This is a genomic window from Mycolicibacterium chengduense (genome assembly GCF_033741155.1).
GTDB lineage: Bacteria > Actinomycetota > Actinomycetes > Mycobacteriales > Mycobacteriaceae > Mycobacterium.
Genome location: NZ_JAWQNH010000002.1, coordinates 867,038 through 882,738, shown reverse-complemented (window position 1 = coordinate 882,738; position 15,701 = coordinate 867,038). Strand labels below are relative to the sequence as shown.

15 protein-coding genes and 1 pseudogene are annotated in these 15,701 nt (G+C 68.4%); 6 read left to right on the top strand and 10 right to left on the bottom strand.

The window, feature by feature from the left end; all coding sequences use genetic code 11:
* Positions 1–143 precede the first annotated feature (143 nt).
* Together SBI67_RS09735 and SBI67_RS09730 are read left to right on the top strand one after the other, a co-directional pair.
* Positions 144–1,082 (top strand): APA family fibronectin-binding glycoprotein, encoded by a 939-nt coding sequence (locus SBI67_RS09735; protein WP_318980328.1) that lies wholly within the window; start codon positions 144–146, stop codon positions 1,080–1,082.
* Between the two features lie 105 nt (positions 1,083–1,187).
* Positions 1,188–1,487, top strand: coding sequence for a GlsB/YeaQ/YmgE family stress response membrane protein (locus tag SBI67_RS09730; RefSeq protein WP_266047772.1), 300 nt, complete (start codon positions 1,188–1,190; stop codon positions 1,485–1,487).
* Positions 1,488–1,540: 53 nt separating this feature from the next.
* Here SBI67_RS09730 and SBI67_RS09725 read toward each other — a convergent pair whose 3' ends face one another.
* A complete protein-coding gene (locus tag SBI67_RS09725; RefSeq protein WP_318980327.1) occupies positions 1,541–2,317 on the bottom strand; it encodes a CPBP family intramembrane glutamic endopeptidase in 777 nt (258 codons plus the stop codon).
* Between the two features lie 47 nt (positions 2,318–2,364).
* Here SBI67_RS09725 and SBI67_RS09720 point away from each other — a divergent pair, with 47 nt between their 5' ends.
* Complete coding sequence (locus tag SBI67_RS09720) at positions 2,365–3,840, top strand: acetyl-CoA acetyltransferase (RefSeq protein WP_318980326.1); 1,476 nt, start codon at positions 2,365–2,367, stop codon at positions 3,838–3,840.
* Positions 3,841–3,857: 17 nt separating this feature from the next.
* Here the strand turns inward: SBI67_RS09720 and SBI67_RS09715 are convergent, their stop codons facing one another.
* The 7 genes from SBI67_RS09715 to SBI67_RS09685 form a co-directional block, all read right to left on the bottom strand.
* Complete coding sequence (locus SBI67_RS09715) at positions 3,858–5,048, bottom strand: NAD(P)/FAD-dependent oxidoreductase (protein WP_318980325.1); 1,191 nt, start codon at positions 5,046–5,048, stop codon at positions 3,858–3,860.
* 28 nt (positions 5,049–5,076) lie between these two features.
* A complete protein-coding gene (locus tag SBI67_RS09710; RefSeq protein ID WP_318980324.1) occupies positions 5,077–5,712 on the bottom strand; it encodes an endonuclease in 636 nt (211 codons plus the stop codon).
* A 30-nt stretch (positions 5,713–5,742) separates the two neighbouring features.
* A complete protein-coding gene (locus SBI67_RS09705; protein WP_318980323.1) occupies positions 5,743–6,084 on the bottom strand; it encodes a TfoX/Sxy family protein in 342 nt (113 codons plus the stop codon).
* A 1-nt stretch (position 6,085) separates the two neighbouring features.
* Entirely contained in the window at positions 6,086–6,472 is a 387-nt protein-coding gene (locus tag SBI67_RS09700; protein ID WP_318980322.1) for a nitroreductase/quinone reductase family protein, read from the bottom strand.
* Between the two features lie 22 nt (positions 6,473–6,494).
* Positions 6,495–7,223, bottom strand: a complete 729-nt coding sequence (locus tag SBI67_RS09695; protein WP_318980321.1) for a DUF72 domain-containing protein — start codon at positions 7,221–7,223, stop codon at positions 6,495–6,497.
* Between the two features lie 123 nt (positions 7,224–7,346).
* On the bottom strand, positions 7,347–9,689 hold the full coding sequence (lon, locus tag SBI67_RS09690; RefSeq protein WP_318980320.1) for an endopeptidase La: 2,343 nt from the start codon (positions 9,687–9,689) through the stop codon (positions 7,347–7,349).
* Positions 9,690–9,719: 30 nt separating this feature from the next.
* The gene (locus SBI67_RS09685; RefSeq protein WP_318980319.1) at positions 9,720–10,391 is read right to left on the bottom strand and encodes a VC0807 family protein; all 672 of its coding nucleotides are present in this window, start codon (positions 10,389–10,391) and stop codon (positions 9,720–9,722) included.
* A gap of 86 nt (positions 10,392–10,477) precedes the next feature.
* On the opposite strand from SBI67_RS09685, the gene SBI67_RS09680 reads away from it, so the two are divergent.
* Complete coding sequence (locus tag SBI67_RS09680) at positions 10,478–11,212, top strand: SDR family oxidoreductase (RefSeq protein ID WP_318980318.1); 735 nt, start codon at positions 10,478–10,480, stop codon at positions 11,210–11,212.
* 4 nt (positions 11,213–11,216) lie between these two features.
* On the opposite strand, the gene SBI67_RS09675 is transcribed toward SBI67_RS09680, so the two are convergent.
* A complete protein-coding gene (locus SBI67_RS09675; RefSeq protein ID WP_318980317.1) occupies positions 11,217–11,834 on the bottom strand; it encodes a TetR/AcrR family transcriptional regulator in 618 nt (205 codons plus the stop codon).
* 44 nt (positions 11,835–11,878) lie between these two features.
* Here SBI67_RS09675 and SBI67_RS09670 point away from each other — a divergent pair.
* A pseudogene (locus tag SBI67_RS09670) lies at positions 11,879–12,535 on the top strand (hypothetical protein); the annotation flags it as partial.
* Between the two features lie 143 nt (positions 12,536–12,678).
* The gene (locus SBI67_RS09665) at positions 12,679–14,637 is read left to right on the top strand and encodes a YhgE/Pip family protein (RefSeq protein WP_318980316.1); all 1,959 of its coding nucleotides are present in this window, start codon (positions 12,679–12,681) and stop codon (positions 14,635–14,637) included.
* 61 nt (positions 14,638–14,698) lie between these two features.
* Here the strand turns inward: SBI67_RS09665 and SBI67_RS09660 are convergent, their stop codons facing one another.
* A complete protein-coding gene (locus tag SBI67_RS09660; RefSeq protein ID WP_266047758.1) occupies positions 14,699–15,694 on the bottom strand; it encodes an esterase family protein in 996 nt (331 codons plus the stop codon).
* Positions 15,695–15,701: the final 7 nt, after the last annotated feature.

Genomic DNA, 15,701 nt, shown 5'->3' with positions numbered 1-15,701 from the left:
GGCCCCGTCGTGGGTGGGTGCGGTCAGCAATCCGCTGAAATGGGTCTCTCCACCGAATTCGTTGTCTGCAGCTACTTCCCAGCTGAGCACTTTATGAGCAACTCACACTTGCGTCACGGCGGTAACACGGTATTTTCATCGTCATGGATCAGCCGGACGTGCGCCCGCCGCACCGCAAGCGCCTCTCCACCGCAATGGCCATTGCGGCTGCGGCCGCCCTGACGCTGCCGATCGCGGTGTCCCACGCCGACCCGGTTCCGGCGCCCCCGGCTCCAGCACCAGCCCCGGCACCCGCTCCGCCGGCTCCCACCGATCCCAATGCGCCGCCCGCCGATCCGAACGCGCCGCCCGCGGATCCGAACGCGGCCCCGCCGCCGCCGGCACCCGAGCCCGGCCGGGTGGACAACGCCGCCGGTGGATTCAGCTACGTCGTGCCCGCCGGCTGGAAGGTCGCCGACGCCACCCAGCTGTCCTACGGTCAGGCGCTGCTCACCAAGATCCAGCCCGGCGCCCCCGCCGAGCCGACGCCCGCACCGGGCACTACCGCCCCGCCGCCGGCCAATGACACCAGCGTGCTGCTCGGGCGGCTGGACCTGAAGTTGTTTGCCGGGGCCGAGTCCGACAACACCAAGGCGGCCGCTCGGCTTGCCTCGGATATGGGTGAGTTCTTCATGCCGTTCCCGGGCACCCGCGTCGGGCAGGAGACCACGCCGCTGGCCGCCGGCGACATGACCGGTTCCGCGTCGTACTACGAGGTGAAGTTCACCGACACCACCAAGCCCACCGGCCAGATCTGGGCCGGGGTGATCGGTGCGCCGACGCCGGCGGGTGTGCCCCGCGGCCAGCGGGCACCGTCGCGGTGGTTCGTGGTGTGGCTGGGCACCGCCAATCACCCGGTAGACAAGGCGGCCGCGGTCACTCTGGCACAGTCGATCCGCCCGTGGAGCCCGCCCCCGCCGCCGGAGCCGGACCCCAACGCCCCGCCGCCGCCGGCTGACCCGAACGCTCCGCCGGCCCGCCCGGGTGTCGGTGTGCCCGTACCGGTGACCAACGCTCCGCCGGAGATGATGCCGCAAGGCTGATATTTGTGGCCGTTTCGCCGGTCGGATCGTGACCTGCGGCGGGTACACCGGAAGTGACCCGGCAAATTGGGCCGGGTCTACCGGTGGTAGGCAGGAGGCCTGCGCATGGATATCGTTGCTTCGACTGAACTGCTGGCCCGTTCGACCACGCTGACCAGCGTGGGCTGGATCGGCTACATCATCATCGGCGCGCTCGCCGGCTGGATTGCCGGCAAGCTCGTCAAGGGTGGCGGCTCCGGGATCCTGATGAACATCGTGATCGGCATCGTCGGCGCCCTGATAGGCGGATTCCTGTTGAGTTTCTTCCTCGACACGGCCGCCGGCGGGTGGTGGTTCACCCTGTTCACCGCGGTTCTCGGTTCGGTGATCCTGTTGTGGATCGTGGGGCTGGTCCGTCGGGACTGATGGCGTCGTAGCCCGGCAGGTCCGGGTCTGGCACCGCGTTCAGAACATCGCGTTCAGAACGTCGCGTGCCAGACCAGGGCCGCGGCCAGGGCGCCCATCCCGTTCAGCGACCAGTGCAGCGCGATCGGCGCGAGCAGGCTGCCGCTGCGGCGTCGCAGCCAGGTGAACACGAAGCCGGCCGCCGTGGTCGCCAGCACGGCGCCGACCACGCCCGCCACCGTGCCGAACACACCCCCGCCCAGAAGATGGGTGAAACCGGCGTTACCGCTGGTCAGTCCCAGCGAGCTGGCGATATGCCACAGACCGAACAGCAACGAGCCTGCCGCGGCAACCCCGCGGAAGCCCCAGGCTCGGTCCAGTGCACCGTGCAGCACCCCGCGGAACGCCAACTCTTCGGGGATGACGGTCTGCAACGGGATGATGATCATCGAGGCGATCAGCGCGCCCGACACCGTGGCGTAGTGGTTGTTCATGAACAGCGGGCGTGTCCAGGGCAACAACACCCCGACGGCGATCACCGCCAACACGATGCCGATGGCGGCGGCCGCGTACCCGGCGCCCGAGCGCCAGTGTTCGCGGCCCAGCCCCAGTTCGGACCAGCCCAGCCCACGGGCGCGGACGAGCGCCACCAATCCGACGGCCGCGGCGGGCACCGTCGCGATATTGGCCCACGGGGTGGTGAAGTGCGCGATGAGATTGGTGGCGACCAGCACCACGACGACGATCGCGACGTCGGCATAGATGCGGAAATGGTGCAGCGCCGCGAGGGTGCCCACCAGCGGGTGAGCTGGTGGGGAGTGCGGTAGGGCCGACGCGGCGAGGTCAGACATCGCCCCCCAGTGTACGTGCCCGGGTTGTCTATCTAAGTTATAGAACTATGTCTCTTGATCCACGCACTCCGGTCCTCGTCGGTTACGGCCAGATCAACCAGCTCGAGGAGAGCGCCACGACCGAACCGGTCGATCTGATGGAGCGGGCGGCCCGAGCCGCGGCCGAGCCGCGCATCCTGGAAGACGTCGACGCGGTGCGCATCGTCAACCTGTTGTCCTGGCGCTACCGCGATCCCGGTCTGCTGTTGGCGCAGCGGATCGGCGCGCCCGGTGCGCTCACCCGGTACACCAGCATCGGGGGCAACGTTCCGCAGTCGTTGGTGAACCAGGCCTGCCTGGACATCCAGCGGGGCCGCAATGACGTGGTGCTCATCGCCGGCGGGGAAACCTGGCGCAGTCGTACCCGGTTGCGCGCGCGCGGCGAGAAACTGGTCGGCACGATCCAGGACGAGTCGGTGCCGTTACCCCCGGGCGCCGACGACGAATTCGTGCTGGCCGGGCCGACCGAGATCCGCATCGGGTTGGACCGCCCGGCCTACGTCTATCCGATGTTCGAGCAGGCCTTGCGCATTGCGTCGGGGGAGACGGCCGAGGCGCACCGCCGCCGCATCGGCCGGCTGTGGGCCGGGTTCAGTGCAGTGGCCGCCGACAATCCGCATGCGTGGAACCGCGCCGCCCACACGGCCGAGGAGATCTGGCAGCCGGGACCGGACAACCGGATGATCAGCTGGCCGTACACCAAGTTGATGAACTCCAACAACATGGTCGACCAAGGTGCGGCCCTGATCCTCACCTCGGTGGAGAAGGCCGATGCGCTGCGCGTTCCGCGCGAGCGCTGGGTGTTCCCGCACGCGGGCACCGATGCGCACGATACGTATCTGATCGGGGAGCGGGCCCGCTTCGACGGCTCCCCGGCCATTCGGCTGGCCGGAGCGCGGGTGCTGGAACTGGCCGGCCGCGGGATCGACGATGTCGACCTGGTCGATCTCTACTCCTGCTTCCCGTGCGCGGTGCAGGTCGCGGCCAACGAGCTCGGATTGCCCACCGAGGATGCCCGGCGTCCGCTGACGGTGACCGGCGGGCTGACGTTCGCCGGGGGGCCGTGGAACAACTATGTCTCACACTCGATCGCGACCATGGCCGAACGGCTCACTGGCGCACCCGGCGCCGTCGGGCTGGTGAGCGCCAACGGCGGATATCTGACCAAGCACAGCTTCGGCGTGTACAGCACCGAGCCTCCCGTCGATGGATTCCGTTGGGAGGACGTGCAATCGGCGGTCGATGCCGAACCGACCGTGGTGGCCGAGGACGAGTGCGCCGGGGTCGGCACGGTGGAGACCTGGACCACGCCGTTCACCCGTGAGGGCAGCGCGGAAAAGGCATTCGTGGCGGTGCGCACACCCACGGGCAGCCGGGCGCTGGCCGTGATCACCGACCCCACTCAGGCCGCGGCGACCGTCACCGAGGACATCGCCGGCGCGAAGGCGACGGTCGGCGCGGACGGTGTGGCCGTCCTGGAATGACCGACACCCGGTAATGCTCAGCCGCCGTGCCCGAGCGGTTGCCGGCCGCGCACCATCGCCTTGATGTCGTCCAGGCCCTCCCAGATGTTGACGTTCATGCCGGCCAGCACCCGATCGTCGTCGTCCACCCAGAACGCGGTGAATTCGCGGCCTGCGACGTCGCCGCGGAACACCACCTTGGCGTCCGGTGGTGCGTGGCCGACGTACTCCATGCCGAGGTCGTACTGGTCGGTGAAGAAGTAGGGCAACTCGTCGTAGCTGCCGGGTGAGCCGAGCATGCCGGCCACCGCGACGGCGGGTTGTTTGAGTGCGTTGGCCCAGTGCTCGGTCCGGATCCTGGTGCGCAACAGTGGGTGCTCAGCGGCGGCGATATCCCCGACGGCGAAGATGTCGGGATCGCTGGTGCGCAACGCGGCGTCGACGGCCACGCCGCCGTCGGCCAGCGTCAGCTCCGCCGCCTCGGCCAGTTCGATGCGCGGCCGGGCACCCACCGCGACGAGCACGAGATCGGCGTCCACGCTTGATCCGTCGGCCAGCTGCACTCCGGTCGCACGTCCGGCTTCGGTGCTGATCTGGGCGACCTGCGCGCCCAGCCGCAGATCGACGCCGTGCTCGCGATGGAGGTCGGCGAACACCTGCGCGATATCGCGCCCCAAGGCGGCCAGCGGCAGATCCGCGGACTCCACCACGGTGACCTCGACACCGGCCTGGCGGGCGCTCGCGGCAACCTCCAAACCGATCCAGCCGGCGCCGATGACGGCCAGCCGGGTGCCGTCGGTGAGTCGGGATCGTAGCGCCGCCGCATCGTCGATGGTCCGTAGCACGTGCACACCGTCGGCATCGGCACCCGCGATGGGCGGTCGGCGCGCCGCTGATCCGGTAGCCAGCAGCAGTTTGTCGTAGTGCTCGTGCTTGCCATCAGAATGGCCGATGGCGTGGGCCGAGCGGTCGATGGTCGCGACGGTGGTGTCCAACCGCAGGTCGATACCGTTGTCGCGGTACCAGCTTTCGGGCTGCACGGTGAATTCGTCGAGTTCCTTCTTGGCGGCCAGGTAGTCCTTGGACAGCGGTGGTCGCTCGTAGGGCAACCGCGCTTCGGTGCCGAACAGGATGATCTGGCCGCCGAAGTCGTTGTTGCGCAGGGCTTCTGCTGCCTTGGCGCCGGCCAGTCCGGCGCCGACGATGACGAACGTGGGAATGGTGGCCATGGGGGTTCTCCTTCTGGGTGAGCAGGTGCTACGCGGTGACCCGGTCCCGCAGCTCGTCATCGAGGGCGACGCGGACCAGGGCGGCGGCCAACTGGGCCGGGCGCCCCTCGGACAGCTCGAGCAATCGGGCCGGCTCGGTGGGCAGGCCGAGCTGCCGGGCTCCGGCGACCGCACGGTCGTCGAAATACGGCTGCACCCAAGGCCATACGTCCTGCACCTCGCGCAGGTAGATGTCGGCACCGGTGGGACCGACGCCGTCGAATTGCTGCAACGCCCGCGCGGCCGTGTCGGTATCGCCCTCGGATTCCGCGGCCAGCTTCCGCAGGTCGCCACCGTAGCGGTCGTGCACCCGGGCGGCCAGCGCGGTGAGTCGGGTGGCCGAACTCTCGTCGTACCGGGCGTAGCCGGCCCGGCCGAACGCGTCGATCATGGTGCTGCGGTCGGCGTGGAGCACCGCATCCGGCGTGCGCAACCCGCTGCGGAACACCTCGGCGGCGGCGGACACCGCGACCTCGGCACCGATCGGCTTACTGGCCAGCATGGTGAGCACCAGCAACTGGAACAGGGGTTTGGGTGTGTCATGCAGCGTGATACCGGCTTCATCGGCAAAGGTGCTACCGGCGTGCCGGAGCAGGCGCGCTGCCAGGTCAGGTGCACCGGGCATGAGTCAGGCATACCCGTTCCCGCCGCCGGGCTAACGGCGCTTCTTGGCGGGCAGCCCGGCCGCGTACTCCAGCCCGCGGACCACCCACGGCCGGAGTTGACGCTGGGTGCGGACGCCGTCGGCGCCGACGCGCAGCCACCCGCGGGTTTCGCGGCCCGCCATCACCATGGGTTCGACATGCTCACGGGTAAGCAACGCCGCGGTGTCCTCGGGCGGCACCCGCACCATCAGTCCGCCGTGGCCGCTGACGGCGACCGCCATGTTGCCCTGCACCAGAAACGCCAGGCCGCCGAACATCCGCTTCTCGTCGATATCGCCGCTGCCGGCCAGGATCTCACGGACCCGGTTGGCCAGATCTTCGTCGTAGGCCATGTCAGTCCAGGTCGATGCGGATGGTGAGCAGGTCGCTGCCCATCATGCGGACCACCGCGCTGTTGAGCGCGGGCAGCTGAGCCAACCGGGCCGCGGCGTCGTCGTCGGGCAGCAGGTGCGCCGTGCCGGTGCGCCAACGCCCGTTGAGCCGGAGCCGGACCGCCGGGTTGGCCTTGATGTTCTTCACATAGTCCGACTGCGCCCCATGCTCGGAGACGAGCCAGAACGCGTTGTCGACAAGACGGCCCCCGACGGCAGTGTGCCGCGGCTGTCCGGAGGTGCGCCCGGTGGTCTCCAACATGGTGACCGGGAGGTTGCGGCCCACGGGATTGACCAGGTAGCGCTGGGCGGTGTGCACGATGCGGCGTTTGAGGGTGTTGGCCACCATGGGGTCGAGTTTAAGGTCGGGTCTACCCGCCGACCAGCCGTTTGAGCGTACGGGCGTTGTACACCGCGTTGCCGTCGCCGTCGTTGTTGAAATACACCACGACTTCGCGGCCGTCGTTACGCCAGTCCTCGATGCGGTCCGCCCACCGCTGCAGTGCTTCATCGGAATACGAACCCGCATAGAGCTTTTCGGTGTCCGGTCCGTGCATGCGCAGATACACCAGGCGGCTCGTCGCGCGGGGCACGCAGGGAAGGCCGGCGCCGCTGGTCACCACGTAGGCGGCGTCGTGGCGCTCCAGCAGGTTGAAGACCTCGTCGGTGTTCCACGAGTCGTGGCGGAATTCGACGGCCAACGGGATCCAATCGGGCATCACCGTCAGAAAATGCTCGAGCAGCGCGTCGTCGCGGGCCAGCTCGGGATGTAGCTGGATGAGCAGTGCTTCGCGCCGCGCCCCGAGCGCGCGCCAGCACCGCTCGAAGCGCTCCACCCAGGGCTCCGGGTTGCGCAGTTTGCGGAAGTGGGTCAGGCCGCGGTGTGCTTTGACGGTCATGGTGAAACCGGGCGGCAGGCGGCGCTGCCAGCCCTCGAACACGGCGTCGCGCGGCCAACGGTAGAAGCTGGCGTTGAGCTCGACGGTGTCGAATTCCTCGACGTAGTAGGCCAGCCGCTTGGCGACCGGCGTGCCCGGTGGATACAGCACCGAGGTCCAATGGTCATAGGACCAACCGGAGGTGCCGATCCGCACGGTCATGCCGTATGTGGTTCCCAGCCCAGGCCTGGTCCTAACCTCTGGGATCTCACGCGAACGTGCGCGTTTGCACGCGACACACCGTGTCAGACCGTACAAACGCGCACGTTCGCGGGGGTTATGCCGTCAGGCTGCCTGGGTGGCCGCGACACCGACGGGCTCCAGGGCCTGGGCGACGATCTCGGCCACGTCGACCATCGGCTTGACCTCCAGCGCCTCCAGGACCTCGGCGGGGACATCGTCCAGGTCGGGTTCGTTGCGCTGCGGGATGAAGACCGTCTTCAGCCCGGCCCGTTGGGCGGCAAGCAGTTTCTGCTTGACGCCGCCGATGGGCAGCACCCGGCCGTTCAGCGTGACCTCGCCCGTCATGCCGACGTCGCCGCGGACCTGCCGTCCGGTGGCCATGGAGACCAGCGCGGTCACCATCGTCACACCGGCGGACGGGCCGTCCTTGGGCACCGCACCCGCGGGCACGTGCACGTGGATCTGCCGGTCCAGCGCTTTCGGATCCACACCGAGCTGCTCGGCGTGGGCGCGGACGTAGGACAGCGCGATCTGCGCCGACTCCTTCATCACGTCGCCCAGCTGACCGGTCAGCTTCAGACCCGGCTCTGCCTCGACCGACCCGGCCTCGATGTACAGCACGTCACCACCGAGCCCGGTGACGGCCAGCCCGGTCGCCACCCCCGGCACCGCGGTGCGCTCACTGGACTCCGGGGTGAACCGTGGACGGCCCAGGTACTCAACGAGATCCGGCTCGTCGATGACGATCGGGGCATCGGTCGAGTCCAGCTTGGTGGTGACCTTGCGCAGCGCCTTGGCCAGCAGTCGCTCGAACTGACGCATGCCCGGTTCGCGGGTGTAGTCCGCGGCGATCTTGCGCAACGCTGCGTCGCTGAGCGTGACGTCATCCGACGTCAGCGCCGCCCGCTCGGCCTGCCGGGGCAACAGGTAATCCCGGGCGATGGCCACCTTGTCGTCCTCGGTGTACCCGTCGATCTGGATCAGCTCCATGCGGTCCAGCAGCGCCGACGGGATGTTCTCGATGACGTTGGCGGTCGCCAGGAACACCACGTCGGACAGGTCCAGATCCAGCTCCAGGTAGTGGTCCCGGAACGTGTGGTTCTGCGCCGGGTCCAGCACCTCGAGCAGCGCCGACGACGGGTCGCCGCGGTAGTCCGATCCCACCTTGTCGATCTCGTCGAGCAGCACGACGGGATTCATCGACCCCGCCTCGCCGATGGCGCGCACGATCCGGCCGGGCAGTGCGCCGACGTAGGTGCGCCGGTGCCCGCGGATCTCGGCCTCGTCCCGCACGCCGCCCAGGGCGACGCGAACGAACTTGCGGCCCAACGCCCGTGCGACGGATTCGCCCAGCGATGTCTTACCGACACCGGGCGGACCGGCCAACACCATGACGGCGCCGGAACCGCGACCGCCGACGACGGCCATACCGCGCTGGGCACGCCGGGCGCGCACCGCCAGGTATTCCACGATGCGATCCTTCACATCGTCGAGCCCGTGGTGGTCGGCGTCCAGGATCTCGCGGGCCGCTTTCAGATCCGCCGAATCCTCGGTGGTGACGTTCCACGGCAGGTCCAGCACCGTATCCAGCCAGGTGCGGATCCAGCCGCCCTCCGGACTCTGGTCACTGGAGCGTTCTAGCTTGCCGACCTCGCGCAGCGCAGCCTCGCGGACCTTCTCGGGCAGCTCGGCGGCCTCGACGCGGGACCGGTAGTCATCGGAGTTGCCGTCGCCGGCAGGATCCAACTCCCCCAGTTCCTTGCGGATGGCGTTGAGCTGCTGGCGCAGCAGGAATTCCTTCTGCTGCTTGTCCATTCCGGCCCGGACGTCCTCGGCGATCTTGTCGTTGACCTCGACCTCGGCCAGGTGTTCCCCCGTCAGCGCGATCAACAGCCGCAACCGCGCCGCCACGTCTTCGGTCTCCAACAGTTCGCGCTTCTGCACGTCGGTCAGATAAGACGCGTACCCGGCCGTATCGGCCAGTTGCGACGGGTCGGTGATCTTGTTGACCACGTCGACGATCTGCCAGGCCTCCCGGCGCTGCAGCATCGCCAACAACAGCTTCTTGTATTCGGCGGCAAGCGCTTTGGCCTCCTCCGACGCTTCGGCCTCGGCGACCGGCTCGACCTCGACCCACAGCGCCGCGCCCGGTCCGGTGGTACCGGAACCGATGTGCGCGCGGTGTTCGCCGCGCACGACGGCGGCGGCGCCGCCACCGGGAACTCGCCCGACCTGCACGATGGACGCGATCACCCCGTAGGTGGGGTAGCGGTCGTCCAGGCGCGGAGCGATGAGCAGTTTCCCTGCGTCGCTGTCGTGGGCGGCGGCCTGAGCCGCTTCGACGGCCGCGCGGGCGGCCTCGTCGAGCTCGATGGGCACGACCATGCCGGGCAGCACGATCGGCTCGCTGACAAACAACACCGGGACTGCGATGACTTCAGGCATCAATCCTCCAGAAAGTTGAACCTGATGGGCTCAACTCTGGCTGGCGCTCCTTTGTTCCCACCGTGCCCGCGCCCGCTTCGCGACGACGATCGTCACGAGGATCAGTACCGCGGTCACGGCGAGCGACACCGCGGTGTTCACCCCCTTCCCGACGTCGACCGAGAAGGAGAAGATGATGCCCAAACTGACGAACATGCCGACGAGAAGACCGACTCCCCATATCGCGGACAGCAGAACGTGCACGCGGTGCTTGAAGTCTGCCTCGCCGGGTTCGGGGGAGCCGTTGCTGCCGGTCGGCTCCTCGCGCGAGCGCTCGTCGGTGCCGGTCGGCTCCTCGCGCGAGCGCTCGTCGGCAGGTTGCACACGCTCGGCGACCACCTGCGTCAGCGGTTTCCCGATCACGCAGCTGCCCAGGAAGATCAGCGCCCCGATCCCACCGACCAGGGTGTCGCCCACCATCAGCATCCGGGCGTCGTGGGTGGCCAGGCCGACCGCCAGGCTCAGGCCGAAGTTCAGCATCAGATAGCCGGCGAAGGGATCCAGGCGGCGCGCCTTGATCGCGTCGTAGCCCACCTTGATACCGGCCAGCACTGTCGCGGTGAGCAAGGCGATGTACTCGGAGACACCAAGGGCGCGCAGCCCGTAGTAGCCGACCAACGGCGGGGCGATGTCCAACAGCATGCCGCGCAGAACCGGGGTCACGCGCCGACGGTAAGTGCTGGCCCTGGCAGTCCGCTGTGAATCACGGTGGCCGGAATAACGGTCGCCGATCGGGAGTCGTACGTTGCGTGGATGACTCCGGGGTAGACCCACTCGTCGGCAAGGTCGTCGCAATCACCGGTGCCAGCAGCGGGATCGGGGCGGCCACGGCCGGCCTGCTGGCGCGCCGCGGCGCGCGGGTGGTGTTGGGTGCCCGGCGGGCCGATCGGCTGGCGGAACTGGAAGATGCGCTGCGCGCGGACGGTGCGGACGCCGTCTGTGCCACCGTGGACATCACCCGGCCCGAGGACGCGCAGCGATTGGTGAGTGCGGCGGTCGACGCCTACGGCCGGCTGGACGTTTTGGTCAGCAACGCCGGTATCGCCACGCTCGGGCCGCTGGCCGACGGCGCCCTTGCCGAGTGGTCGGACATGATCGACGTCAATCTGCGTGGGGTGCTGAACGGGATCGCCGCCGCGATGCCGGTGTTCCTGCGCCAGGGGCACGGAGACTTCGTCACCACGGTGTCGACCGCGGGCTTGAAGATCGTCCCGAACATGGGGGTGTATGCGGCGACCAAGAATGCGGTCCGCACCGTGATGGAGGCGCTGCGGCAGGAGTCCACCGACGGGGTGATCCGCACCACCAGTATTTCGCCGGGTTACGTGCGCACCGAGCTCGGCGGTTCGGCCGACACCCGCTCCACGATGGACGCCATCGCGATCGCCCCGGAAGCGGTGGCGCGTGCGGTGGCTTTCGCCATCGAACAGCCCCGCGACGTCGAGATCGGTGACCTGACCATCCGGCCCACCGTGCAGGGCTGACGGGCTACTCCGCCGGTGTGGCCACCAGTAGTGCGGTGAGCAGCCGTTCCAGGCCCTCGACCGTGATACTGCCCGGCTGCAGGATTTCCTCCATGGCGATGCCGGTGGTCAACGCCAGGAAAAGCTTGGCCAGCCCGGCCAATTGACGTCCGGTCAGAGTCGGCCCGGCCTGCGCAACGACCTGCACGGCGTGTTCGGCGGCCACGCGGCTGCGCTCGACCAGCTGGTCACGCAACTGTGGGTCGCGCACCGCGCGTAGCCAGTACTCGAAGTACACCAGGTGATACGCCCGCTGGGCGTGGATCGAGTCGAGCATCGACCGACTCACCGCCTGGGTGGTCGCGGTCAGGTCACCGCCGCCGCTGCCGAAGGCGCCGGCGATCACCGCGCCGCGTTGTTCGAACTGCCGATCGAGCAGGGCCAAGAACAGTTCGTCCTTGGATCCGAAGTTGGAGTACACCGCACCCTTGGTGAACCCGGCGGCCTGGCCGATCGCGTCGATGGTCGCCCCGGCGAATCCGGCGGCGGCGAACACCTCCAATGCGGCGTCCAGGATGCGGTCCCGCACGTCTTCACGCCGGGGCCGAACGCGTTGTTTGACAGCCCTCATGCGCATGAGCATACTCGCCAGTATCCAATGGATACTCACGAGTATCGAAAGAGACGATGTTGAACGACACCACTGCCGACACCACCGCCACGGCGGTCATCACCGACACCGCACCAGCGGTCATCACCGCGGCCGGACTCCGGGTCGACGGCGAACACGGTCCACTGTTCGCCGGCGTCGACCTGTCACTGGAGGCGGGATTCCACGCGATTCAGATGCCGGGCGGCCACCCGCAGAGCGCGTTGCTGCTGACGCTGGCCGGACGGCTGGCCCCGACCGACGGCACGGTGTCGGTGTATGGCGCGACGACCCCACCCCGGATCCGGCGGCACTGCGCCATCGCCGCCTTCGCCGATATCGACGAACTCGAGGACGCCGTCACGGTCGCGACGGTGCTGGGCGAGCAGCGACGCTGGTTGTCCCCGTGGTACCGCAAGGTCGGCGCGGGCGCCGGATACGACCTCCTGGTCGACGTGTTCGGTGACCTCACCGCACCAGCGCTGGACGCCTATATCGGCGACCTGACCGATCTCGAGCTGTTCCTGCTGCGCATCACCCTGGCCCTGATGAGCGATCGCGACGTCCTGGTGGTCGGTGATCTGGAACAGGTGCGCGACCAGGATCAGCGCGCCATGGCCGTGGATCGGCTCGCCGCGCTCGCCGCGCGACGCACTGTCGTCGTCGGCGTCACCAACCCGCTGGGCGGCACCGCCGCGGATCCAATCGGCGGCACCGCCGCCAACCCGCTGGGCGGCACCGCCGCGGATCCAATGGGCGGCACCGCCGCGGATCCAATGGGCGGCACCGCCGCCGGGCACCAACTGCACGATGTTCGCGCTTCGATGGGAGGCCTGTGATGGCGGCCGTGTTCGCTTTCGGTTCGGAAGCCAAACGATTCGGCCGCAGCCGGCTGGGGCGTATCGGCATCGCGGTATTGATGCTCATGCCGCTGGTGTACGGCGCGCTGTACCTGTGGGCGTATTGGGATCCATTCGGACACGTCGACAAGATGCCGGTGGCGCTGGTCAATTCCGATCGGGGAACCGAGGTTTCGGGGCAGCGCATCGACGCGGGCGCTCAGGTCGCCAAGAGCCTGCTCGCCGACGGCGGATTGGATTGGCACGTCGTCGATCCCGAGGAGGCACGCAGCGGGGTGGAACACGGCAAGTACTACTTCATGCTGGAATTGCCGCCCGACTTCAGCGCGGCGATCGCCTCGCCGGTGACCGGGAACCCGAAAAAGGCCGATCTGATCGCCGTCTACAACGATGCCAACAACTACATCTCGGGCAGCATCGGGCACACCGCGATCGAGCAGGTGCTCAACGCCGTCTCCGCACGGATCGCCGGCCAGTCGGTGAACCAGGTGCTCTCGGTGGTGGTGTCGTCCGGCTCGGGGATCAAGCAGGCGGCCCAGGGCGCGCAGCAGCTGGCCGACGGAACCGTCCGGGCCGATGACGGCGCCGGTCAACTCGCCACCGGCCTGGACTCTGCCAAGACCGGCTCTGCCGAGCTGGCCACCGGCGCCCGCCAGCTGTCCGCGGCGATCAATAAGGCGACCGACCCGATGATCACCGTCAGTAAGGCACTGTCCCAGTTGGGTGGCAGTGACGAGCAGTTACGCACCGGGGTCACCGCACTGCGGCAGGCGACCGACCAACTCGACACCATCGCCGACACGCAGGACCGGGCGGCCAAGGGGCTGGGACCGGTGATCGACCAGCTCGCCGCCAGTCCGGATCCGCTGGCCGCGGGTGCGGCGAACTCGTTGCGCGACATCCAGAATCAGCTGCAAGCACACCAGTTCAGCCCGCAGATCCGCCAGCAGCTGTCCAGCGCCGAGGATTCCGCGATCGCGATGTCATCGGTGCTGCGTACGCCGGACAGTGCGTTGAGCCGCTCACTGGACGACCTGGGTCGCAGTGGTCAGGATCTCACCGACAAGCTGACGCAGTTGCGCGACGGCGCCGACCGCGTGGCCACCGGCAGCGCCGAACTGAACCGCGGCCTCGTGCGGTTGGATGACGGCGCGCATCAGCTGAAGTCGGGCACCGGGCAACTGCGAGACGGTGCCTCGGAACTGGCAGGCAAGTTGGCCGACGGTGCCCAACAGGTGCCCCAGTGGACCGATCAGCAGAAGGACGCGATCGCCGACACCATCGGCGGCCCGGTCAGCCTGCAGGCCTCGCATGAGAACGGCGCGCCGAACTTCGGTACCGGCATGGCCCCGTTCTTCCTCACGCTGGCCCTGTTCTTCGGCGCGCTGATGCTGTGGATGGTGTTGCGGCCGTTGCAGTCCCGCGCGGTCGCGGCCGAGGTGCACCCGCTACGGGTGGTGTTGGCCAGTTATCTGCCCGCCGCGGCGATCGGGGCGTGTCAGGCTGTCATCCTGTACGCGGTGGTGCGCTTCGCCCTCGGGCTGCACGCCGAGCACCCGGTCGCGATGCTCGCGTTCATGGTGCTGATCGCCTGCGCTTTCGTGGCCGCCGCTCAAGCGGTCAACGCACTGGTGGGGCCGACACTGGGCCGGGTCCTGCTGATGGCGCTGCTGATGGTGCAGCTGGTCAGCGCGGGTGGGCTGTATCCGGTGGAGACGACGTCCAAGCCGTTCCAGTTCATCCACCGCTTTGACCCGATGACGTTCGGGGTCAACGGATTACGCCAGCTGGTTTTGGGTGGCGTGGACGGTAGGCTGTGGCAGGCCGTCGTGGTCCTGGTGATCATCGGGGCCGTGGGCCTGCTGGTCTCGTCGTTGTCCGCGCGGCGTAATCGGATGTGGACCATCTCCACCCTCATGCCGGCCGTCAAACCGTGACAAGCAGGGAGCCTGCCGCTCGGGGGGTGCGGCAGGCTCCCTGTGGTTTCGGGCAGATCCGTCAGGCGGAGGCTTGCGCCCCCAGCACCCGCTGGATGTCCGGCTTCATCATCTGCAGCTGCTGTCCCCAGTAGCCCCAGCTGTGCGTGCCGTTCGGCGGGAAGTTGAACACGCCGTTGTTGCCACCGGCCGCGATGTAGCGATCACGGAAGGTGATGTTGGTGCGCAGCGTGAATCCTTCGAGGAACTGCGCGGCCATCAGGTTGCCGCCACCACCGGAGGTGTCCAGTTCCGACGGGGTGCCGGTGCCGCAGTAGATCCAGATGCGGGTGTTGTTGGCCACCAGCTGGTTGATGTTGACCATCGGGTCGTTACGCCGCCACGCCGGGTCCGACGACGGACCCCACATGCTCTCCGCGTTGAAGCCACCGGCGTCGTTCATGGCCAGCCCGATCAGCATCGGCCACCAGCCCTCGGACGGGTTGAGGAAGCCCGACAGCGTGCCCGCGTAGATGAACTGATCCGGGTGGTAGATCGCGTAGGTCAGGGCGGCACTGCCCGCCATCGACAGACCGACCACGGCGTTGCCGGTGCGCGACACGCCCTTGTTGGTTTCCAGCCAGGCGGGCAGCTCCTGGGTCAGGAACGTCTCCCACTTGTAGGTGTAGTTCTGCCCGTTGCCCTTTGACGGCTGGTACCAGTCGGTGTAGAAGCTGGACTGACCACCGACCGGCATGATCGTGGACAGGCCGGACTGGTAGTACCACTCGAAGGCGGGCGTGTTGATATCCCAGCCGTTGTAGTCGTCCTGGGCGCGCAGACCGTCGAGCAGGTACAGCGCGTGCGGGCCACCGCCCTGGAACTGGATGCGGATGTTGCGGCCCATCGATGCCGAGGGCACGTCGAGATACTCCACGGGCAGGCCCGGGCGGGAGAATGCCCCTGCGGTCGCCGAACCCCCCGCGAAGCCGATCAGCCCGGGCAGCGCGGCGACGGTCGCGGCGACCACCGCCGCCCGACGGAGCCACTGACCACGAATCTTCCTGATGAACTTCATAACGGCA